This window comes from Acinetobacter sp. 1207_04 (genome assembly GCF_052850415.1).
The window spans coordinates 34747-57343 of record NZ_VXCQ01000009.1 but is presented as its reverse complement, the minus strand read 5'-3'; the positions used below and the strand labels follow the sequence as shown (position 1 = coordinate 57343).

Genomic DNA, 22597 nt, shown 5'->3' with positions numbered 1-22597 from the left:
ATATATCCTCATCAAGCTTCAAAGAACTTGTATTGGAAACAAATTTCATTAGATTGGTATCAAAGTTAAACCATAAACATATTTGCTAAGGACACATTAGGAAATTATATTGTTCGTCATCCTTCAGGTTCTGCTTTTTATACAGAGCTTTCTAAGAACGATCATTTTCACGTTTATTTACGATTCGATTGATCTAATTTATTCAAATTCAGTTTATAATATCGAAAACTTTCGATATAAGAGTGTCGCATGGACGTATTAACCGTATCAAAAAATCGCTATACCACAAAAGCCTATGATGCTTCAAAAAGAATCCCGCAAGAACAATTTGAACGCCTACTTGAAATCCTTCGCTTAGCACCATCATCCATCAATATTCAACCTTGGCATTTTTTTATTATTGAAAATGATGCGGCTAAGCAACGTATTGCAAAATCATTGGTGGGTAAATATGCCTATAATGCTCCCAAAGTATTGGATTCTTCACATACTATTTTGTTTTGCACTAAAGCTGATATTACCGAAGATCATTTAGATAACTTATTGAATCAAGATGATAAAAGTGGCCGTTTTAAAGATGCCACAGCCAAGCAGGGGCAAAAAGATGGTCGTACAGGTTATGTCGATTATTATCGTAATGAAAAAGGTGATATTCAGCGTTGGGCAGAGAATCAAACCTTTATTGCTTTAGGACAAATGCTGCTAGCAGCAGGAATTGAAGGTATTGATGCCACACCGATTGGTGGTTTTGATGAAGACATCATTACTGAAGAATTAGACCTGATTGCAAAAGGTTTAATTCCATCTGTAATTATGACTTTGGGTTATCGTAGTGATGCAGATTTCAATGCTAAACTGCCTAAATCTCGTTTGAATAAAGAAGAAATCTTCACACGTCTTTAAAATTTTGAAAATATAAAAATACTGGGAACGAAAGATTTCTTATTTTTTGTTCTCATTTTAAAATATTCTGATTGTACAATTCACCTCTTGCTTAAAACCTCTGTTGTTTTTATGATAATTATGTATCAATCACAAACGGATTGAACATTCTCATCGTATTTTTAAGTGCTAATCTAAAGTGAAATACAGAATGAAAAATAATAATATTATCGGCTCTATTTTGATTTTAACACTTTCACTTTCAGGCTGTACCTCTTGGATCAATCAGCATAAATACCAAAAATTTGCACAGTTAAGTCAGCAATTTATCAACCCTCAAACAATTACTCTCAATAATGAGCAAAAGGTTTTAGATGGTTTTCAATCTGTACATTCACAAATGATTCAACTATCACATAAAAAAAGTTTCAATCAAAAAGAAGCTGCTTTTTATACCAATTCTGCCAATTTACATGCAGCCTATGCCGAATATTTATCACAGCAAGGTTGCCCTGCATTATCACAAATACAAAGCAATCAAGCAGAACAGTCTTATCTCAAGTTATTAGAAGCAAACTCTAGTGATTACAATAATCTACTATATAATTTAGCCATTTTTTACGCTCGACAATCAACCTTTGAACGTGATGACCCACATTCTAAATTAAGCATAAATGATCTGAAAAAAGCACGTCACTATGCAACGCTATTATATGAACAAGATTCATCCACACCTAAAAATCGTCGGGCGTATTACGATATTTTGAGTGAATTACAAATTACCTTTAGCCAAGAAAATATTGAACCCTCCCAGCAGTTAAAGATTGCCCAAATACTGCAAGAACCCTTGAATGAATACTTAGAATATTCAGAAGAAGTTTATGAAGGTGGTAATTTTATTGTTTTAGTACAACTCCACTATCAGTATTTATATCAACAAGATCCTCAAAAGGCACAAGATTTTTTAGATCAAAATAAAGAAACTATTTTTAAACTCTATTTTGACAATTTATCAACAACACCGCAACGTGATCTAAATTTTCATGCCAAAATTTATGCACTTTACAATCAACCTGAAAAAGCGCTTCAATATCTACGACAATTAAATTTTGATACCGCTGAAACCATTAAACCTGAAGAGTTTAAAAAAAATAAGATTTTTGATCGTATTCGAGAAAATACAACATTTAAACAATGGCTGAATCAATATACGCAAGATTATTTAAACGATCAAAAACAACACCCTAAACAATGCAAAAGTATACAGTAGCATTTAGAACCGCAAATTGTAAATATTGCACCCACTCAGACCACAATTCAAAAAAGGATTGAAATATAGAAAGATATGTAAATCAATAAAAATTTGAAGGTTATAATCTTTACAAAGGTTAAAATCATCAGCATAAAATTAATTCATGCTGATGTACTGAAAGTGAATTTGAAATTTACACAGGGTGCGCTGTGGCAATTTCTTGACTAATCATTACCGCAGTAGCAGCAGACAATGTCCAACCCAAATGACCATGTCCAGTATTATAATAAACACGCTCACGTTTTCCTCGTCTGACCACAGGCATCATATTCGGCATCATTGGACGAAGTCCTGCCCAAGGCACACAATGTTCAGTTGAAATATCGAAGTTTTTATTGACCCAATCGGTTAAAGGCTGAATGCGATCGGAACGAATGTCACGGTTATAGCCATTAAACTCCGCTGTTCCTGCAATACGTAAGCGGTCGGCTCCCAAACGTGAAGTGACAATTTTTGCACTCTCATCGAGCAGACTGACCCACGGTGCACCATTAACACTTTTTTCATCATCAAGTTGTACCGTAATTGAATAACCTTTTACAGGATAGACATTGACTCGATCACCCAATTGATTCGCCAAGTGATAGCTTCCGACACCACCGCATACCACTACCGCATCGGCTTGTAAGCTTTCGAGTGTGACAGATTGCCCATCAGCACCTACGACATTTTCAATGCTTGGATGATATTGAATATTCACTCCATTTGCTGTGTGTTCGACATTGACCACTTCCATACCAAAAAGATACTTCACACCGTATTTCTCAGTGGCTTTGGCAAGTCCTGTGGTAAATTTATGAATATCACCTGTCGCATCACCAGGACAGTAAAAACCACCGTAATATTCACCTGTTAATGATGGCTCGATTTTTTTAATTTCTTCGGATGTTACTGCATGACGCTCTAATCCACCTTTACATAAAAGATTATTCACATCAGTCGCAATTTTATAATCATATTCAGAATGGTAAAAATGTAAAATCCCACGTTTTTCGAGATCAAAATCAATACCTTCTTGTTCTGCAATATTGAATAATCGTTGTCGTGCCAACAATGCCATTTTTACAGTATCTTGGGTATTCGATTCATAATGCTTAATATTACCGAGAAATTCGACTAACCATGCATATTTGTGCAAGTCGAAAGAAGGATTGAGCAAAAGTGGTGCATTTTTATTTGCCATCCACTTTATACCTTTCAGTACTGTGGATTTTTGATTCCATACTTCGGCATTACAAGCTGAAAGTTGCCCACCATTGGCAAATGAGGTTTCCATTGCAGGGAATAAATGCTTATCTATAACAGTTACTTTATAACCCAGTTGAGAAAGTTCGTAGGCAGAAGTTACGCCAGTGATCCCTGAACCAATAATTACGATATGACACATACGCACACTCCTTTGAAATGCATGATTTTGCATTTTCAATGTATGCCCCATCTGTCATTTGTACCTGAGAGCTTCGATAAATAACCAAATTATTCAGAAATTTACCATCCCCTTCGGTGAGTTACTTGTTTTTTTAATTGACAGCAACTTCTCTCCAGAGTTTTTCAATGATTACAGTCCTTTTGCCTGAGAGTTTCCGGGGTCGTTGCTCCTTCGGCGAGTCTAAAAGACTTCTCTCCTGCAATCATCTATTTTTATTACATATCCTTATAAGCAATGTATATGCCATTTTCATCCATAGATCAAATACTATCCCATGGTAAATACAACTGACTCGACTAAAGTCGCATAAGCATCAATGCTTCACCGAATCATAACGGAATACGTTCAAATCATCGTATTCAATTTGAGGTGTTTTACCCGAAATAATATCAGAGAGTAATTTTGCAGAACCACATGACATCGTCCAACCTAAAGTGCCATGTCCTGTATTGGTATATAAGTTTTTATACTTGGTCTTACCAACAATAGGCGTACCATCAGGTGTAGCAGGTCTTAAGCCTGTCCAAAAATGTGCATCGGATACATCGCTTGCTTTCGGAAATAATTGCTGTAACACCATCAACAAGGTATTTTCACGACTCGATTTCAAAGACCGATCAAAACCATTTAACTCTGCCATTCCTCCAACACGAATACGATCATCAAAACGGGTCACTGCAATTTTATAGGACTCATCCAAAATCGTAGATACAGGCGACATTGCAGGATCAATAATTTTGGTGGTAATTGAATAGCCTTTTAGTGGATATACTGGCGCTTCAATATCTAAATATTGCAACATATCATGACTATAACTACCCAATGCCATTACATAAGCATCACCTTTAATTTTCGAACCATCACGGAGCACAATTGCAGAAATTTGATCGGCATCTTTTTCAATGCTTTCAATCACCGTGTTAAATAAAAAGTCTACACCTTGATTAATCGCCAATTCAGCAAGTTCCGTGGTGAATTTTTGACAATCTCCCGTTTGATCATTAGGCAATCTAAGCCCCCCAACAAAATCGACTGTCGCATCTGCAAGTGCAGGTTCCACACCAATCACACCTTGCTTATCCAACAACTCATAAGGTACACCTTCTTCTTTTAAGACTTCTGTGTCTTTACCTGCAACATCAAGTTGCTCTTGTTTACGAAATAATTGCAGCGTTCCCAACTGACGTTCATCGAAATGAATACCCGTTTCTGCACGTAACTCATCTAAACAATCACGGCTATATTCAGACAAACGCACCATTCGTTCTTTATTGATGTGATAACGATTGCTATTACATTCCGCCAACATACGAATCATCCACTGATATTGATACATATCACCCGTGAGTTTAATTGCTAAAGGTGAATGTGGTTGAAACATCCATTTAAAAGCTTTTAGTGGAATACCTGGTGCTGCCCATGGTGATGCATAACCCGGTGATATTTGCCCTGCATTAGCAAAACTTGTTTCGAGTGCAACATTAGGCTGTCGGTCAATGACGGTTACCTCATGTCCAGCTTGTCTAAGATAATAAGCTGAGGTTGTACCAATAACACCAGCTCCGAGAATGACAATATGCATAATAATTCAACCTAATTGTTATCGTGATAATGAGCTTTTAATATATAAATATATAGCATGAATTTTAATAAATTTATTTATAGTTAATTTAATGTATGATGAAAAAAATGACTTTTCAAGAGCTTAAATCATCAAAGTACAAAGCATCACAACTGAGATACATCTGAACTACACTCAAAGTCTGCTGTGATTTTCTATAAAAATAATGTATCTAAACGGCATAAAAAAAGGGTAATTCATTTTTAGAATTACCCTTTTTAATATTTTAAATTTCATTTTATTTATGGGTATGAATGGACATTACAATGCCGAAACTTGCAAGCAATGCAATTACAGCGGTACCACCATAACTCATCAGTGGCAATGGGTCACCCGTGACAGGTAGAATCCCTGCAACCATTCCCGAATTGACAAAAACAAAGAAGAATAATGATAGACCAATGGTTCCTGCTAGAAGTCGACCATAATTATGAAAGCAGTTCAAGCTAATCATCATGCAACGAAAAATAATGGCTGCATATAAACTAAAGAGGAAAAATACCCCAATAAATCCAAACTCTTCAGCAAAGGTCGACATAATAAAGTCTGTATGATGTTCAGGTAGATAGCCCAATTGTGACTGCGTCCCCCCTAAAAAGCCTTTACCAAAAATACCACCTGAGCCAATAGCAATTTTAGACTGAATAATATTCCAACCTGCACCCAATGCATCTGATTCAGGATCGAATAAAGTCAAAATACGTTTCTTTTGATAAGCTTGGAGTACAAATGTCCAGATAATCGGAAATGATACTGCTAAAGCAGCCATTGCTCCACCAATCAGTTTCCATGACATTCCACTGAGGAATAGTGCAAAAATACCGCCAATGATAATCCCAATCGCAAGGTCAGGTTGCAGTAATGCCAAAACAAATGGTACGACCATGATAATCAATGCAACAACAATATGCTTAAATTTAGGCGGCAGCGGTTGACGAGAGAAATACCAAGCCATCATCAAAGGCATGGCAAACTTCATAAACTCACTCGGTTGCATACTGCCAATACCTGGAATGGTCAACCAACGTTTTGCACCCAAGCGGACGTCACCGACCAATAGAACCAAAATGAGCAATAAAATAGCAATAAAATAAAACCAAGGGCTCACTGCCTGATAGACCTTAGGCGGAACTTGTGCACAAGCAAACATCAGGGCAAAACCCACAGCAAAGCTAATGCCTTGGCGCATCACCATCGACATATCTTCATTGGATGCGCTATAAACCATTAGCAAACCAAGCGCCGCATTAACAATCAAAAACAACAGCAACCATGGATCGAGATGCAATTTATCCCATCGGGAGGTTTGTTCATTAAGACTGCGTCCATCACGCAAAGATCGTCTTAAAAAACGATACTGCTGAGTAGGTATCATTTATACATCTTTTACTTTGTCATTCGAATGCGAAATTATAGAGTTAAATCAGAAGTGAAAACATAGTTTAATGGTGAATTATTTAACTTTTTGTTGCACCGCTAAAATGAGTTTTGCTAACTCTAAATCATCTGGATAGGTTATTTTCAAATTGTCGGAACGACCTGCAACTACTATCACTTTTTCACTCATAAATTCAAGTGCACTCGCTTCATCTGTAATGACAATGTCAGCATACATGGCTTGCTCAATGGCTTGTGTCAATGTAGCAAAGGTCGATATTTGTGGTGTTTGTGCTTGCCATAACTGTTCACGATTGACTGTGTGCTCAATTTGTTGTGATGATGAATGTACACGTTTTAATGTATCTCGGACAGGAATAGCTAAAATAGCGCTACAGTTTTCAACTAATGCTGTTTCAACCAAATTTTCCAGACACTCCAATGTGACGCAAGGACGTGCAGCATCATGAACAAAAATCAAATCATCCGGCGCAGCAAAAGCTTTTAAATAGTGCAAAGCATTCAAGACTGAATGAACACGTTCTTTTCCACCCTGACAAAAATGTGCCTTTTCAGGCTGATTAAAAGAAAGTGTTGCAGCAAAGTGATCATCAGCACCAATCGCCAAAACATAACCAGCTAAAGGCAATTGTGCCAAACGAGAAATCGTATGCTCAAGGATTGTCTTCCCCCCAATCACTTGATATTGTTTTAATTCTGTTTTTGAAAAGCGGCTACCTGAACCCGCAGCAGGAATCACCGCCCATAATTTACGGTTGTTCAGGTGGAAGCTCATCTTCATTGGTTCTTAGATCTACGTCAGTATTATCAGAATAAATAGGTTTGTAATGGGTACTAATGGTACTCATTTGTACAAATGTTTCATGGGGCTTAATCAGACCTAAATCCAAACGAGCATGCTCTTCAATCGCTTCTGCACCATTTTTTAAATCATACACTTCTGCAGCGAGAATTCTGTTTCTCTCTTTGAGTTCGTCATTGACCTCAGATTGTTGTTTCACTTGCTGAAGTAAAGCTTGATGAGGAAAATAACCGCCCTCACCTAACCAAAAGTGATACTGAAGTACAATAGTGATCAGAACTGCAACTATCAGAATGACTTTACTTGAAGTAGTTTTAAAGACTTCTAACATGAATTTTTGTCTTATGTAACAGCATTAAATTAAGGTACTAATATACCTTAAATATTTTGTGTGGAGAACGTTTTACTGTGGTAAAACTGCAAAAGTTGAACAAAACTTTTTTGATATTTATATACGATGCTTTGTTTGTCTGTAAATATATTAAAGCATAGATATTTGAATATTTTCAATCCTATAAAATATTCCAAAAAAATAGTCACAAAAATTCAAATTCAGTATTATTCAATGCCCTCTAAAGTCTTACGAATAAATAATATCATTACTCCTCAAGTGACCGAAAACCGATAGAAATTCACTTAAAATTAATCGGCTTAAATCTTTTGTGGAAGTCTCATGTAATTCCGATACACATCACTACAACCAAGTTCATATGAGATTACTCACAAAATGTGAGTATTACATTACACATTTTCATTAAACAATCCTCTCACGCTGTAATAGTGAGTATAAAAAACCACTCACCTCAAACAAGGGAGTGGTTTTTTAAAGCTAAATCAATTTATAAAAATTAATTTAAACCTTTAAATTCCGCTTTGCCACGGTAAGCAGCATTTGTTAATTCTTCAATACGAAGTAATTGGTTATATTTTGCAACACGATCAGAACGGCACAATGAACCTGTCTTGATTTGACCAGCAGCAGTACCAACAGCAAGATCTGCAATCGTAGAATCTTCTGTTTCACCTGAACGGTGTGAAATAACAGTAGAGTAACCATTTGCCTTCGCAAGATAGATTGCATCTAAAGTTTCAGTCAACGTACCAATTTGGTTATATTTAATAAGAATAGAGTTACCTACTTTCTCATTAATACCACGTTGTAGAATTTTAGGATTAGTAACAAATAAATCATCACCAACCAACTGAATTTTGTCGCCAAGAATTGAAGTTAAGTATGACCAACCTTCCCAATCCGACTCATCCAAACCATCTTCGATAGAAATAATTGGATATTGATTTACAAGACCTGCTAAATAGTCAGAGAATTGATTGCTTGTGAATGCTTTATTACCTTCACCTGCAAGAATATATTGACCATTTTTGTAGAATTCTGAAGATGCACAGTCAAGCGCAAGCATAATATCAGAACCTGCTTTGTAGCCTGTTTGACCAATAGCTTCAAGAATAACCGTAATTGCTTCTTCGTTAGAACGAAGGTTTGGTGCAAAACCACCTTCATCACCAACAGCAGTATTTAAACCTTTTTTGTTTAATACTGATTTTAAAGAATGGAAAATTTCTGCGCCTGCACGCAAAGCTTCAGAGAATGATGTAAAGCCTACTGGCTCAATCATAAACTCTTGAATATCTACGTTATTGTCTGCATGTGAACCACCGTTGATGATGTTCATCATTGGTACAGGCATAGTCAAGATTGATTGACCACGTAAGTCTGCAATGTATTGGAAAAGTGGAGTTTTCTTTTCCTCAGCAGCAGCACGTGCCGCAGCTAAAGACACCGCTAAAGTTGCGTTCGCACCTAATTTTTCTTTATTTTCAGTACCATCAAGAGCGATCATCGTATTGTCGATGTCTTTTTGCTCAAATACTGATTTACCAATTAAAGCATCACGAATAAGTGTGTTTACATTGTTTACAGCTGTTTTAACGCCTTTACCTAAGTAACGTGATTTATCACCGTCACGAAGTTCCAAAGCTTCACGAGAACCAGTTGAAGCACCAGATGGTGCACATGCACGGCCAACAACGCCAGATTCTAAGATTACGTCTGCTTCGATGGTTGGGTTACCACGAGAGTCTAAAATTTCACGTGCACGAATGTCAACGATTTGACTCATGAACAATTCCTCAGTTGATTAATAAAACGATGCGCCACTAAAAATGACGCATCAAAGTAAACATAATTTAGTGGGTATCGAGCTTTTTAAAGCCTTTTACCAAGGTATCTAATTCTTTCAATTGTGCAAGGAATGGTTCCAACTGCGACATACGCAATGCGCATGGACCATCACACTTCGCCTTTTCAGGATCAGGATGCCCTTCCAAAAATAAACCTGCAATACCTGTAGCCATACCTGCACGAGCAAGTGTAGTAATTTGCGCACGACGACCACCAGCAGAATCTTCACGACCACCCGGTGTTTGCAAAGCATGTGTCACATCAAAGAATACTGGCACATTCATTTCTTTCATGGTATCAAAACCAAGCATATCAACTACAAGATTGTTGTAGCCAAATGCTGAGCCACGCTCACACAAAATCAACTTATCATTACCCGCTTCAAGACACTTATTCAAAATATGACGCATTTCATGCGGTGCAAGAAATTGTGCTTTTTTGATGTTAATAATGGCATCTGTTTTCGCCATCGCTTCAACCAAATCGGTCTGACGACTTAAAAAAGCAGGAAGCTGAATAATGTCTGCCACTTCCGCCACAGGTGCCGCCTGATAAGGTTCATGCACATCTGTAATAATCGGCACATTAAAATGCTTTTTAATGTCCGCAAGCCATTCCAAACCTTTCTCTAAACCTGGACCACGGTAAGAATGTAGGCTTGAACGGTTTGCCTTATCAAAACTTGCTTTAAAAACGTAAGGGATACCTAATCGCGTACAGATATCGACATACGATTCTGCAATTTCAAATGCTAAGTCTTTTGACTCAAGTACATTCATGCCGCCGAATAGTACAAATGGCAAATGATTTGCCATTTGTATATCGCCTAAACGTACAATTTCCTGTGGTTTTAATTGTGACATTTAAACTTCCTAGTTATGTTCTTGCACACTTATTTACTGTTTTGGTGCTGTTTTTTAGCAGCATCAATAAAGCTAGCAAATAATGGATGACCATCACGTGGTGAACTTGTAAATTCTGGGTGGAATTGTACAGCAACAAACCATGGATGTGCAGGAATTTCAACAGTTTCCACTAAGCGTTGAATTGGTGAATAACCTGAAATTTTCATGCCTTTTTCTTCAAGCACTGGAATATAACGGTTGTTCATCTCATAACGATGACGGTGACGTTCAATGATATCTTCAGAACCGTACACTTGAGCTGTTTTTGTTCCAGCAACCAATTCAGATTTTTGAGCACCTAGGCGCATTGTACCGCCAAGGTTAGAATCAGCATTACGTTGTTGTACTTCACCACGTTCATCTAACCATTCAGTGATCAAACCAATTAATGGCGATTTAGTTGAACGATTAAATTCTGTAGATGTCGCATCTGCAATACCGACAACATGGCGTGCATATTCAATCACAGCCAATTGCATACCCAAACAAATACCTAAAAATGGCACACCATTTTCACGAGCGAACTGAATGGCTTTCATTTTACCTTCAGTACCACGTTCACCGAAACCACCTGGAACTAAAATTGCATCAGCATTTTTCAACACTTCAGCTTCATTTAAGCTTTCAAGTTCTTCTGCATTGACATAATCAATTTCAACTTTAACGCGGTTTTGAATACCTGCATGTAAAAGCGCTTCATTTACAGACTTATACGCATCTGGAAGTTCAACATATTTACCGACCATTGCAACACGAACGGTATATTCAGGGTTAAGCAATGCTTCTACAACGTTATCCCAATCTGTTAAATCAGCTTCAGGAAGATCGTTATAGCCAAAACGCTCACAAATCAAATCATCAACATTCTGTTCATAGAATGTACGTGGAATTTGATAGATTGAACGTGCATCTTTACATACGACAACTGCACGTGCTTCTACGTTAGTAAACAATGCAATTTTACGAATGGTATCTGCATCAACATCATATTCTGTACGACAAATCAGAATATCTGGCTGAATACCAATAGACAGTAATTCTTTTACAGAATGCTGAGTCGGTTTTGTTTTCAATTCTGCAGCAGATTTGATGTATGGTAAAAGCGTCAAGTGCATGAGCATTGTACGCTTATGACCCAGTTCAACCATAAGTTGACGTACCGATTCCATGAATGGGAGAGATTCGATGTCACCGACAGTACCACCGATTTCTACGATGGCAACGTCATAGCCTTCACCTGCGCGAAGAACACGTTCTTTAATATTATCCGTAATATGTGGAATAACTTGTACTGTTCCGCCTAAGTAATCCCCACGGCGTTCGTTATTTAGAACGTCTTGGTATACTCGACCAGAAGTAAAATTATTTAACTTGGTCATTTTAGCACGGCGTAAGAAACGCTCGTAATAACCCAAGTCAAGGTCAGTTTCAGCACCATCTTCTGTTACAAAGACTTCACCGTGCTGGAATGGGCTCATCGTCCCAGGATCGACATTAATGTATGGATCCATTTTGACCATGGTGACTTTTAAACCACGGGCTTCTAAAAGTGCAGCAACTGAAGCAGCTGAAATACCTTTACCCAGTGAGGATACAACACCACCGGTAACGAAAATAAAATGGGTCATTAAGTTTCTCATACAATGGAGCCTAAATTGGCCTACAATGTTGTGCGATTTTACTTTACCTTGCACCAAGAAAGCAAAGTCAATTCACACCAATTCATAGAACAATACACAATCGGCTATTCTATCAGCATTTCCAATAAAAAATTAACACTTCAACAGATGATTTTTATCTTTGATTTTGCTGTTATACTTACTTCACCCAATATGATGTTTTGTTTCGAGCAATTATGAATAAGAAATTTTTAGTTTGCGGGGCAATTGCCACTGCAATTTTAATTACGGCTTGTGTAAAAAAAGAAGAGCCGAAGAACGAATCTACTGAGCAAACAACCGCTTCAACAGCAACAGCCGCAGAACAACCTGCTCAGTTTGAGAACCTCGAAAGTTCTGAAACTCAAAATCCTGAGCAAGTAAATACTCAAACAACAAATACAACAGATGTACCTGCTGCACCGCATGTTGAAATTGAGCGTACTGAAACTGCACATACAACAACAGAAATTCGTCGCACAACAGAATCAACGACCCCACCTCCTGCTACAAAACCTGCAAAAGCCGAATCTGTAAAAGCTGAATCTCAGCCAAACGAGCAAAAAGTTCAGAATGAACCAAAAGCACCTGTAAAAACAAATACTGCAACTGCACAGTCTGAAGATGATGCAGTTGCAGCAGCAATTGCAGCAGCAACACCTGCTTTGAAAAATTAATGCTGAAAAATGTGAACTCAGATATTTTACTGAGTTCACATTTTTATCTTTTACAACTAAGAACAATAATTTAAATGAAGTACTTTTATAAAATCTTATTTTATTTTACGCTTTTACTTACTTCATACCCTACATTTGCAAATTCTTTCGAAAAAAATGAGGATGTGTTTGAAGCAAAATCTAAAGCTCAAATGAGCATATCTAGCAAATATAAATCATCATTACTTAATTTTATTACTTCTGAAAATCTAGTGAGCCTCAACTATACAGCTTGTGACTATTTAAACGAATTACAACGCTTTCAGCACTATCAAACTCAAAATATTGACCATCAAATTTATGCGTATGGCAATACTGTAATTTTCGAAGATGATTTAAAAATTTTAAAACAATTGATTGAAAAATATAAAATAACTTGTGAAACCAAACGCTAATAATTTCACAAGCACTTACATCTATAATTAGCAATATTGTTTTAAAAAATCGGCAATTAAACGAGATGCCCACGATTTACTCTGTAAGCCTTCATAAAAACCACAATGACTGCCCTTTTTCGTGGTGACCACAACCACATTTGGCATTTGTTGTACCACGGATTTAAAAGGTTCAAAGTTCTTAATTGAACAGACTGGATCATCTTCAGCATTGAGAACCATCAATGGAATGGTCACATTTTCAAATACATAAATAGGATTGACGGCCTGATTATAGCTTTGATAATTGGCATAACCCGCCATTTCATAATATTTATACTGGAACTCTTGCAGTGTTTTGGTTTTTAAAACATTTTTTACAGATTTAACTTGTTGCCAAGTTTGCGTATAAGGCTGAATAAAAGCCTTGAATAATTTTTTAGTCATAACTTTGCTATAAAAAGGATGAACATTTTCAAAGCCAATATCTGTGTCATAACCTGGACACATCGCAAATGCAGCTTTAAAAGGAGTATCTGCTCCCTGCTCACCTAAATAACGCACCAATAAACCTGTCCCTGCAGAAGAACCGACAGCATAGAGATCAGACTGTGGGAATTTTTTTTGAATATATTCAAGTTGTTCTTTTAAATCTTCCGTTGAGCCAAAAATCGACATTTTTGGTACAGGCATGGGTAAATTTGCATGGCCACGGCGCAAGCACAGTGCAATACGCCATCCCGTATATTCATTTAAATCTTTAACCAATTCACGCATACTGGTCGGTGAGCCTGTGATGGTATGCATGATTACAATAGTTGGTGTATCTTTAGGTAAATCATAGCCATACCATGAAATAGCAGTTACACCACCATCGTGCATGGTCAATTGATCCATTCGATCATATTGAAGTTGAATCGTTTTTTTCTGAATTAAATCAAAATATAATAAATGTGCATGGGCATTACTCAACCACGGTGTCGGACGGTACTTTTGCTGTAATTGTGGCAACTTTTGTAAAACTTCTGTCAATTCACCTTCTGGATTAAAATACATTTTAGGCTGTTCTGCACCCGTCAGTTGATCAAGTACATTTTGTGTCAGCTGACGAACATTGTTTAAATTGGGTTTTTTCAAACGGATTTTCTTCAAAATAGACATCAAATTTCCTAAGCATTAACATATTTAAAATAAAATAGATTCAGTGATGCGAACATCACTGAATCCTGAAACTGCATAATTTTCAATTTTTAATTCGATTTATATACTAAGCTGGTTGAAACAACTTAATACGCTCACCCATTTGAGCTGCAAGGGCTTGTAAACCACTGAGTGAACGAATCATCACTTCAAATTCAACAATTTGACCTTGCTCATTAAAGCGAATCATATCAATACCTTTCAGTTGTTTTTCCGAAACCACAGCCGAGAATTCAAGTACTACACTTTGTTCATCTTCGGTGAAAAACTCTCGGTGATATGTAAAGTTTTCAAAGACCTGAATAACATTATTTAAAATAAAGAAAACGACTTGCTTACCTTCATAAGGCTTAAATGCAACAGGTGAACGGAACACCACATCATCTGCAAGTAATTCACTCAGAATACTCATATCTCGTGTTGCAATCATATCGTGCCATTTTTGAATGGCAGGTTTCGTATTTATATAGCTCATCTTAATGTCCTTTTAAAATTTTTAAAAATAATCTCCCCCCCTTTTTTTAAAGAGGGCAAAATCTACGTTGTTACAAATCATTAGATTCGTAATACTCCTCGCTTTAAAAGGGAGATTGGGGGGATTTCTTTGAATTAAGTTAGATGTATTTCAATAAATTAAAACTTTCATCTATATAAAAAGTAACGACTAAATCACCATTGCCAATTCAGCGCCCTGACGAATTGCACGCTTGGCATCCAACTCACCTGCTTCTTTCGCACCACCAATCAAATGTACAGACTTCCCATCAGCCTGTAACTGATTGAACATTGCAGTGAAAGGTTCTTGTCCTGCACAAATCACAACATTATCGACCTCTAAAAGCATGGTTTTATCGCCAACCGTAATATGTAAGCCTTGATCATCAATTTTGTTGTAACTTGCGCCTGGAATCATATTGACATGACGATGTTTCAAACCTGTACGGTGAATCCAGCCTGTGGTTTTACCCAAACCAGCACCAACTGAGTTGGCTTTACGTTGTAATAAATAAATTTCACGTGGCGATTGTTCAACTTCAGGTTGTTTCAAACCACCTACATTCGCATAAGATGTATCAATACCCCATTCATCATAAAACTTCTGTGGGTTTAGACTGCCACTTTCGCCTTCATGCGATAAGTATTCCGCTGTATCAAAACCAATACCGCCTGCACCAATAATTGCCACTTTTTTACCAACAGGCTTACGATCACGTAAAACCTCGATATAAGACAATACCTTAGGATGATCAATACCTTCTATATCTAAATGGCGTGGTGTTACACCTGTTGCCACTACGATGTCATCGAAGTTTTCAGAGCTGAGTTCTTCATAAGTTGCGGTATGATTCAGTACGAGCTTAATGTTCGGCTGCAATTCAATTTTACGTTTGAAATAACGTAAAGTTTCATAGAATTCTTCTTTGCCCGGAATGGTTTTAGCAATATTAAATTGACCGCCAATCTGATTGGATGCTTCAAACAGTGTAACTTTATGACCACGATCCGCAGCATAAGTCGCAAAACTTAATCCCGCAGGACCTGCTCCAATCACCGCAATATTTTTAACTTTTGCCGAATCTTTGAAAATCAGTTCAGTTTCATAACATGCTCGTGGATTGACTAAGCATGTTGCTATTTTCATTGAGAAAATATGATCTAAGCAGGCTTGGTTACAACCAATACAGGTATTAATTTCATCTGCACGACCTTGTTCAGCTTTCATGACAAAATGTGAGTCTGCCAGCATTGGACGAGCCATTGAAATCATATCTGCATCACCTTGTGCCAATACATGTTCAGCCATTTCAGGTGTATTGATACGGTTTGAAGTGATCAAAGGCACATTCACAATACCTTTTAATTTCTTAGTCACCCATGTAAATGCTGCACGTGGTACTTTTGTTGCAATGGTCGGAATACGTGCTTCATGCCAGCCAATACCCGTGTTAATAATGGTTGCGCCTGCTTTTTCAATTTCCTTCGCAAGTTGAATTACTTCTTCAAGTGTAGAACCACCTTCAACCAAATCCAACATTGATAAACGATAGATAATAATGAAGTTTTCGCCCACTTCTTGGCGGGTACGTTTTACGATTTCAATTGGAAAACGGATACGGTTTTCGTAGCTACCGCCCCATTCATCATCACGATGGTTGGTACGTGCAGCAATAAATTCGTTAATTAAGTAGCCTTCCGACCCCATAATTTCCACGCCATCATAACCAGCAATTTGCGACAATTTTGCACAGTGAGCAAAGTCTACAATCGTCTGTTCTACTTCTGCTGATGTTAAAGCATGCGGTTTTGTTGGATTGATCGGTGCTTGTATCGCCGATGGTGCAACATTTTCAGACTGATAAGAATAGCGCCCTGTATGCAAAATCTGTAAAGCAATTTTTCCGCCTGCTTCATGCACGGCTTGAGTAATCACTTTATGTTTCTCAGCTTCTTCTAAATGATCCAATTTAGAACCGCCAAAGAATGTTACACCATGATCATTCGGTGAAATGCCACCTGTCACGATTAAACCTACACCTCCCGCAGCACGCTCTGCATAAAAGGCAGCCATGCGTTCGTAACCACCATCTACTTCTTCAAGACCAACATGCATCGATCCCATCAATACACGATTTTTTAATGTGGTAAAACCCAAATCTAAGGGTGCGAGTAAATGTGGATAGTTAGACATGTATGCTCCTTGGCTTGCCGATTTTAATAAATTTGGCTGGCGAAATTATCCTGATGAATATTTAGTGCAACTTGTTGCATTAATTTATGATTTATTTATAAGCGAGAATTGATTTTTATGCAACATGTTGCATAATAACTTTGCAATTATTTTTTCGAGATTTGTAACAAAAATGTCTTTAGCTCATGTTTTACTCACAAGTCTAGTCGAAAAACCAAGCACAGGCATTGAGCTTGCTCGTCGTTTTGATCGCTCTATGGGCTTTTTTTGGAATGCAACACATCAGCAAATTTATCGTGAACTCAATGGCATGTTGCAGAAAGGTTGGATTTCCACGCTCGAAGATGAATCGGATACAGGTCGTAAAAAAACCTATCAAGTTGAACAACTCGGTCGTGTGGAACTTACCGATTGGATGCTTAAACAAGCTGAACCTGCTCAGTTACGTGAAGAAATTATGGTTCGCCTACGTATTGAAGCACAATTTGGGGGTAATGCCATCCTGCCCGAACTAGAACGCCATTTACAAATTCACAAAGAAAAGCTCGCACTGTATCAAGTGATTTTTGCCCGAGATTTTGCCAAAGATACTGATCAAGATCGAACGCTATTTATTCATAAAATGATTTTACAACTCGGTATAGATTCTGAAATAGGTTGGATCCAATGGTTTGAAAAACTTATTCCTCAACTTAAAAATTTTAACGAGTCTCAAAACTAAATACTATGCTCAAGAAAAACTAACATCGAAATGTCAAAGTTCCCTGTCATAATCTCAATCAAAATATAGATTCAGTCACTGACATTGACCTGTAAAAACGCTATAAAACTCATCTAGAACAAAAAAGAAAGGAAATATACATGCCAATGTACACAATGCCTGATGGTGAAAATCTCTTTGTCCGTGAAATTGGCCAAGGTGAACCTGTCCTTGTGCTATCAGGTTTAGGCATGCACAGTTGGCAATGGCTTCCTTTTTTATTGCCAAACATTAAAAAATACAAATTTTATATCCCAGACTGGCGTGGTTTTGGCGGTTCGAAAAATTGTGCTATTCCACAAAATTTAGATGCCATTCAAAACCATTGGCGAGATATTGAATCACTGATTACGCAATTAAACTTGAATGATTTCCTACTGATTGCCTACTCAATGGGTGCGACAACGACCATGCATGGTATGCAATATGGCAATTTAAAAGACCAGTTAAAAGGCTATTTACATATTGATCAAACCCCGCAAATTACCACTGATGAACATTGGTCTTATGGCTTGTTTGGGCAAAAACATGATCAATTTAAACGCTTACTTGCAGAACTATCACAGTTTTTACATCAATATGAACAATATCGTTATATCGATGATTTACCTAATAAACCAAGAGCTGAGCTTGTACAAATTTGGCTTAATTTCATTCAACTACAAAACAGTAATAAAATCAGTCCTTTTTTATTTAAATTGGCTCTACAACACCCACAATTACAAAAACATCTCTTACCGATCCGTCGTTTAGATTACATGACGTGGTATATCGACAACTATTTAAATCATACTGAAAATTATCGTGATGCAATTTCAGAGCTTCAATCTCCAACTACTTTCTTCATCGGTGAAAAATCTTCACTCTATCCGATTGAAGGGCAACTGCATGTCTCAAATACTCTTATGAACGCGAAAAATATCATTTTTAAACGCTCAGGGCATACGCCCCTCATCACCGAGCCTGTCAAATTTACACAGCAAATTCATCAGTTTCTAAAAGAGAATACTTGAACTTATTGAAACTAAAAATTTATCGAGTTATCTATTGTTTATATACCTAGCAATAGCTGATTTTTCACTCTCTACGCATTTAAAAAAATATCCTAGTTATGAGAAAATTTGTAATTTTTAAATAAATATTGACCTATATCTCTCTTAATTTCTCATACTTATTTTCAAAATACAATTTGATTATGAGCAGATTTTCATAATTTTAGACCGTTGTTTTGTAGTTTTTTTATACATTTTAAACTTCAAAAATATTCTACACATAGACTGAATCTATTGATTATAAAAACAGTAGATCAGGACTATCTATGAGCCAACAAATTGAAACCCCTCAATATCATCCACATGAAAAGCGCAACCGTATTATGTCTATTGTCGGTGCTGCTTCGGGAAATTTAGTCGAATGGTTTGATTTTTATATTTATGCCGCCTTTGCTATCTATTTTACCCATGCACTTACCGCCCCTGATATGTCAGACTCAACCAAAGCCATTTACGTATGGGGTGTATTTGCCGCAAGCTTTTTTATGCGTCCTATTGGAAGTTGGCTCTTTGGATGGATTGGTGATACTTATGGGCGCAAAAACTCCATGGTGATCTCAATTTCTCTTATGGCATTCAGCTCATTTTTATTTGCAGCCTTACCCACTTATGATCAAGTTGGCATGGCAGCTCCATTTTGCCTTTTGGCAGTTCGACTCTTACAAGGTCTTTCAGTCGGTGGCGAATACGGTACCGTTGCAACTTATATGAGTGAAATCGCACTAAAAGGTCAGCGTGGTTTTTATTCATCTTTTCAATATGTCACACTTGCAGGTGGTCAACTTTTAGCAAGTGCGCTTGGTGTTCTATTGCTTGCACTGATGAGTAAAGAACAACTCATGGATGGCGGTTGGCGCATTCCTTTTGTGATTGGTGGTATTGTCGCCATTTTATCTTTATTTGCACGTCGTCATCTTAAAGAAACCTTATCTAAAGATGAGGCTAGCAAAGAAGGTTCAGGCAGTTTAAGAGAGTTATTCAAAAATAATTGGCGTACTTTTCTATTGGTTGTTGGTTACACATCTGCAGGCTCACTGTGCTTTTACCTTATTACGGTGTACTCAAAAACATATATTACTAGCCTTGGTTTCACTGACAAAACCGTCGGTTATATGATGACCTTTGCTCTCTTTATCTTTATGTGTGTACAGCCCTTATTCGGCATGCTTGCAGATCGCATTGGGCGCCGTACATCAATGATGCTGTTTAGTATTTGTTGTGCTGTCTTTATTTATCCTGTAATGGTTTTGGCAATGCCTTACTTCCACAACTCAGCAATAATGGTAACACTGCTACTAATTTTTCTTATGCTATGCCTAAGTTTTTACACATCAATTAGTGGTTTGGTTAAAGCTGAAATGTTCCCCTCTCATATTCGTGCATTAGGTGTCGGTTTTGCCTATGCTGTTGGAAATGCAATTTTTGGTGGGTCTGCACCTGCTGTTGCACTTAAACTTAAAGATGTTGGACATGAAAATACATTTTTCGTTTATGTCGTAATCATGCTGATTATTTGTTTATTTTGTAGTATGCGCCTACCGAAAGAGCCTAAATACTTACATCATGACCATTAAGACCTTTGTTCTTGACAAACAAGAAAGCCAACATGCATGTTGGCTTTCTTTTAACTACAACTTTTATCTCAAAATTCGGTTCTTCCTTAATTCTATGAAGATTATCTCCCTAAAAGCTCTTTTGATTTAAAGCCCATCATTCGAACTAAAGTAAACAAAGTTCATACTTTGAGTAAAAAATTGGTATGTTTCAGAAGCATCCTAATAAAAGAACTGATTATTTTTTCTACAGAATAACTTACTTTTTTTGCGAGACACCAACACTTAAAGCCTCCAAGCAAATCAAAACAGATCATCACAAAGCAAAATTTAACAATATACGACTGATTTTAAAGTATTTTTTATATTTGTAAGCAAAATTACACTTGTTTGCACAAAATTCTAGTAAATTACACCTTATTGTAACAGAGCGTAAATTTAAATCCGTGGTTGAATCTGCTCATTCAAGGACCGGACATAACAACAATACTGGACGGATTTATCCTCTGTGATAAAAGGAAACTTTATGGATTATCTCAACCCCACAGTCGTAACATTTGTTTTTTATATTATCGTCATGGTATGCATTGGGCTGTATGCATATAAAAAGACGACAGATTTCTCCGATTATATTTTGGGAGGACGTAGCCTCGGAAGTTTTGTCACGGCATTATCGGCAGGTGCTTCCGACATGAGTGGTTGGTTACTCATGGGGCTACCTGGTGCAATTTATCTTTCAGGCTTGTCTGAATCATGGATTGCCATTGGTTTGATTATTGGCGCATGGATCAACTGGTTTTTGGTAGCAGGACGCTTACGTGTACATACCGAAATTCAGGGTAATGCATTGACTCTACCCGATTATTTCACAAGCCGTTTTGGTGACAAGAAAAAGATTTTACGCATCATTTCTGCAATGGTGATTTTAGTCTTTTTTGCCATTTACTGTGCTTCAGGCATGGTTGCAGGTGCACGTTTATTTGAAAGTATTTTTGGGCTCAGTTACACCACAGCACTTTGGCTCAGTGCACTTGCGACCATAAGTTATGTATGTATTGGTGGTTTCTTAGCAATTAGTTGGACGGATACTTTCCAAGCAGGCCTGATGATTTTTGCATTACTCCTTGCACCAATCATGACCTATTTAGCCTTAGGTGATACAACATCTGCGACACAATTAATTGAAACTGCTCGACCACATGCAAGTAATTTATTTACTGGCATTAGTGGCATCGCCATCATTTCCTCAATGGCATGGGGCTTAGGCTATTTTGGTCAACCACATATTCTCATTCGTTTCATGGCGGCTGACTCAGTACGCTCTATTCCAGCTGCCCGTAGAATTGGTATGGCTTGGATGATTTTATGTTTAGGGGGTGCAGTTGCTGTAGGTTATGTTGGTATTGCTTATTTCCACGTACACCCTGAACTTGCTGCTGTTGTCAAAGCCAACCCTGAAACTGTGTTTATGGAAGTAACCAAACTTCTATTTAATCCTTGGATTGCAGGCGTTATTTTGGCAGCTATTTTAGCCGCTGTAATGAGTACCCTCAGCGCACAATTATTGGTGTGTTCAACCACATTAACTGAAGATCTATATAAAGCATTTTTACGTAAAAATGCTTCACAAAATGAATTGGTCTGGGTTGGTCGTTTAATGGTTTTAGCCATTTCAGTTCTTGCCATTGTAATTGCCATGAATCCTGCAAGTAAAGTACTCGGTCTTGTCGCTTATGCATGGGCAGGTTTTGGTGCTGCATTTGGTCCGTTGGTCATTTTGTCTCTCATGTGGAAACGCATGACGCTCAATGGTGCTTTAGTTGGTATGATTGTGGGTGCAGTTACCGTAATTGCATGGAAAAATTATATGGGCGATTTGGGTCTATATGAGATTGTACCTGGCTTCATTTTATCTTTCATCAGCATCATTGTGGTGAGTTTAATGGATAAAGAACCGACTCAAGATGTGATTGAACGTTTTGAAAGTGCTGAAAATATCTACAATCGTGAAATGCAAGACATGAAAAACTAAAATCGTTTAAACAT

19 protein-coding genes and 1 riboswitch are annotated in these 22597 nt (G+C 37.3%); of the genes, 8 read left to right on the top strand and 11 right to left on the bottom strand.

The window, feature by feature from the left end:
• The first annotated feature begins 249 nt into the window (after positions 1-249).
• Together nfsB and FW754_RS09690 are read left to right on the top strand one after the other, a co-directional pair.
• The gene (nfsB, locus tag FW754_RS09695) at positions 250-903 is read left to right on the top strand and encodes an oxygen-insensitive NAD(P)H nitroreductase (RefSeq protein WP_409510167.1); all 654 of its coding nucleotides are present in this window, start codon (positions 250-252) and stop codon (positions 901-903) included.
• A gap of 190 nt (positions 904-1093) precedes the next feature.
• A complete protein-coding gene (locus FW754_RS09690; RefSeq protein ID WP_446324519.1) occupies positions 1094-2152 on the top strand; it encodes a hypothetical protein in 1059 nt (352 codons plus the stop codon).
• A gap of 175 nt (positions 2153-2327) precedes the next feature.
• On the opposite strand, the gene FW754_RS09685 is transcribed toward FW754_RS09690, so the two are convergent.
• The 8 genes from FW754_RS09685 to FW754_RS09650 form a co-directional block, all read right to left on the bottom strand.
• A complete protein-coding gene (locus FW754_RS09685) occupies positions 2328-3581 on the bottom strand; it encodes a D-amino acid dehydrogenase (protein ID WP_419348974.1) in 1254 nt (417 codons plus the stop codon).
• A 164-nt stretch (positions 3582-3745) separates the two neighbouring features.
• Positions 3746-3832, bottom strand: a riboswitch (glycine riboswitch).
• Positions 3833-3936: 104 nt separating this feature from the next.
• Positions 3937-5205, bottom strand: a complete 1269-nt coding sequence (locus FW754_RS09680) for a D-amino acid dehydrogenase (RefSeq protein ID WP_409510170.1) — start codon at positions 5203-5205, stop codon at positions 3937-3939.
• A gap of 277 nt (positions 5206-5482) precedes the next feature.
• Positions 5483-6619 carry a rod shape-determining protein RodA gene (gene rodA / locus FW754_RS09675; RefSeq protein WP_409510171.1) on the bottom strand — a complete coding sequence of 379 codons (1137 nt, stop codon included), beginning with the start codon at positions 6617-6619 and terminating at the stop codon, positions 5483-5485.
• A 78-nt stretch (positions 6620-6697) separates the two neighbouring features.
• Positions 6698-7423: a 2-C-methyl-D-erythritol 4-phosphate cytidylyltransferase gene (gene ispD, locus FW754_RS09670; protein WP_446324518.1), complete on the bottom strand. Its 726-nt coding sequence runs from the start codon at positions 7421-7423 to the stop codon at positions 6698-6700.
• Positions 7392-7775, bottom strand: a complete 384-nt coding sequence (locus FW754_RS09665) for a septum formation initiator family protein (RefSeq protein WP_409510173.1) — start codon at positions 7773-7775, stop codon at positions 7392-7394. Before FW754_RS09665 ends, ispD begins: the two co-directional genes overlap by 32 nt.
• 517 nt (positions 7776-8292) lie before the next feature.
• Positions 8293-9582, bottom strand: a complete 1290-nt coding sequence (eno, locus tag FW754_RS09660; RefSeq protein ID WP_409510174.1) for a phosphopyruvate hydratase — start codon at positions 9580-9582, stop codon at positions 8293-8295.
• A 67-nt stretch (positions 9583-9649) separates the two neighbouring features.
• Complete coding sequence (kdsA, locus tag FW754_RS09655) at positions 9650-10507, bottom strand: 3-deoxy-8-phosphooctulonate synthase (protein ID WP_409510175.1); 858 nt, start codon at positions 10505-10507, stop codon at positions 9650-9652.
• A 29-nt stretch (positions 10508-10536) separates the two neighbouring features.
• Positions 10537-12177, bottom strand: coding sequence for a CTP synthase (locus tag FW754_RS09650; protein ID WP_419348985.1), 1641 nt, complete (start codon positions 12175-12177; stop codon positions 10537-10539).
• A gap of 227 nt (positions 12178-12404) precedes the next feature.
• Between FW754_RS09650 and FW754_RS09645 the strand changes: the two genes are divergently transcribed.
• A complete protein-coding gene (locus tag FW754_RS09645; protein WP_446324517.1) occupies positions 12405-12884 on the top strand; it encodes an internalin in 480 nt (159 codons plus the stop codon).
• Positions 12885-12958: 74 nt separating this feature from the next.
• On the top strand, positions 12959-13318 hold the full coding sequence (locus FW754_RS09640; RefSeq protein ID WP_409510178.1) for a hypothetical protein: 360 nt from the start codon (positions 12959-12961) through the stop codon (positions 13316-13318).
• Positions 13319-13345: 27 nt separating this feature from the next.
• Here FW754_RS09640 and FW754_RS09635 read toward each other — a convergent pair whose 3' ends face one another.
• From FW754_RS09635 to FW754_RS09625, 3 genes are all read right to left on the bottom strand, one after another.
• Positions 13346-14458, bottom strand: a complete 1113-nt coding sequence (locus tag FW754_RS09635; RefSeq protein ID WP_446324516.1) for a YheT family hydrolase — start codon at positions 14456-14458, stop codon at positions 13346-13348.
• A gap of 106 nt (positions 14459-14564) precedes the next feature.
• The gene (locus tag FW754_RS09630) at positions 14565-14972 is read right to left on the bottom strand and encodes a nuclear transport factor 2 family protein (RefSeq protein ID WP_409510180.1); all 408 of its coding nucleotides are present in this window, start codon (positions 14970-14972) and stop codon (positions 14565-14567) included.
• A 189-nt stretch (positions 14973-15161) separates the two neighbouring features.
• A complete protein-coding gene (locus FW754_RS09625; RefSeq protein ID WP_419348997.1) occupies positions 15162-17186 on the bottom strand; it encodes an FAD-dependent oxidoreductase in 2025 nt (674 codons plus the stop codon).
• Positions 17187-17358: 172 nt separating this feature from the next.
• On the opposite strand from FW754_RS09625, the gene FW754_RS09620 reads away from it, so the two are divergent.
• The 4 genes from FW754_RS09620 (at position 17359) to putP (ending at position 22583) form a co-directional block, all read left to right on the top strand.
• Positions 17359-17907 carry a PadR family transcriptional regulator gene (locus FW754_RS09620; protein WP_409510182.1) on the top strand — a complete coding sequence of 183 codons (549 nt, stop codon included), beginning with the start codon at positions 17359-17361 and terminating at the stop codon, positions 17905-17907.
• Between the two features lie 140 nt (positions 17908-18047).
• Positions 18048-18959 carry an alpha/beta fold hydrolase gene (locus tag FW754_RS09615; RefSeq protein ID WP_446324515.1) on the top strand — a complete coding sequence of 304 codons (912 nt, stop codon included), beginning with the start codon at positions 18048-18050 and terminating at the stop codon, positions 18957-18959.
• Positions 18960-19264: 305 nt separating this feature from the next.
• On the top strand, positions 19265-20572 hold the full coding sequence (locus tag FW754_RS09610) for an MFS transporter (RefSeq protein WP_446324514.1): 1308 nt from the start codon (positions 19265-19267) through the stop codon (positions 20570-20572).
• Between the two features lie 505 nt (positions 20573-21077).
• Positions 21078-22583 (top strand): sodium/proline symporter PutP, encoded by a 1506-nt coding sequence (gene putP, locus FW754_RS09605; RefSeq protein ID WP_419349003.1) that lies wholly within the window; start codon positions 21078-21080, stop codon positions 22581-22583.
• Positions 22584-22597 lie beyond the last annotated feature (14 nt).

Bases quoted from the DNA above. Each gene is read 5' to 3' on its own strand.
- nfsB (WP_409510167.1), top strand. From the start codon at position 250: ATGGACGTATTAACCGTATCAAAAAATCGCTATACCACAAAAGCCTAT.
- FW754_RS09690 (WP_446324519.1), top strand. From the start codon at position 1,094: ATGAAAAATAATAATATTATCGGCTCTATTTTGATTTTAACACTTTCA.
- FW754_RS09685 (WP_419348974.1), bottom strand. From the start codon at position 3,581: ATGTGTCATATCGTAATTATTGGTTCAGGGATCACTGGCGTAACTTCT.
- FW754_RS09680 (WP_409510170.1), bottom strand. From the start codon at position 5,205: ATGCATATTGTCATTCTCGGAGCTGGTGTTATTGGTACAACCTCAGCT.
- rodA (WP_409510171.1), bottom strand. From the start codon at position 6,619: ATGATACCTACTCAGCAGTATCGTTTTTTAAGACGATCTTTGCGTGAT.
- ispD (WP_446324518.1), bottom strand. From the start codon at position 7,423: ATGAAGATGAGCTTCCACCTGAACAACCGTAAATTATGGGCGGTGATT.
- FW754_RS09665 (WP_409510173.1), bottom strand. From the start codon at position 7,775: ATGTTAGAAGTCTTTAAAACTACTTCAAGTAAAGTCATTCTGATAGTT.
- eno (WP_409510174.1), bottom strand. From the start codon at position 9,582: ATGAGTCAAATCGTTGACATTCGTGCACGTGAAATTTTAGACTCTCGT.
- kdsA (WP_409510175.1), bottom strand. From the start codon at position 10,507: ATGTCACAATTAAAACCACAGGAAATTGTACGTTTAGGCGATATACAA.
- FW754_RS09650 (WP_419348985.1), bottom strand. From the start codon at position 12,177: ATGACCCATTTTATTTTCGTTACCGGTGGTGTTGTATCCTCACTGGGT.
- FW754_RS09645 (WP_446324517.1), top strand. From the start codon at position 12,405: ATGAATAAGAAATTTTTAGTTTGCGGGGCAATTGCCACTGCAATTTTA.
- FW754_RS09640 (WP_409510178.1), top strand. From the start codon at position 12,959: ATGAAGTACTTTTATAAAATCTTATTTTATTTTACGCTTTTACTTACT.
- FW754_RS09635 (WP_446324516.1), bottom strand. From the start codon at position 14,458: ATGTCTATTTTGAAGAAAATCCGTTTGAAAAAACCCAATTTAAACAAT.
- FW754_RS09630 (WP_409510180.1), bottom strand. From the start codon at position 14,972: ATGAGCTATATAAATACGAAACCTGCCATTCAAAAATGGCACGATATG.
- FW754_RS09625 (WP_419348997.1), bottom strand. From the start codon at position 17,186: ATGTCTAACTATCCACATTTACTCGCACCCTTAGATTTGGGTTTTACC.
- FW754_RS09620 (WP_409510182.1), top strand. From the start codon at position 17,359: ATGTCTTTAGCTCATGTTTTACTCACAAGTCTAGTCGAAAAACCAAGC.
- FW754_RS09615 (WP_446324515.1), top strand. From the start codon at position 18,048: ATGCCAATGTACACAATGCCTGATGGTGAAAATCTCTTTGTCCGTGAA.
- FW754_RS09610 (WP_446324514.1), top strand. From the start codon at position 19,265: ATGAGCCAACAAATTGAAACCCCTCAATATCATCCACATGAAAAGCGC.
- putP (WP_419349003.1), top strand. From the start codon at position 21,078: ATGGATTATCTCAACCCCACAGTCGTAACATTTGTTTTTTATATTATC.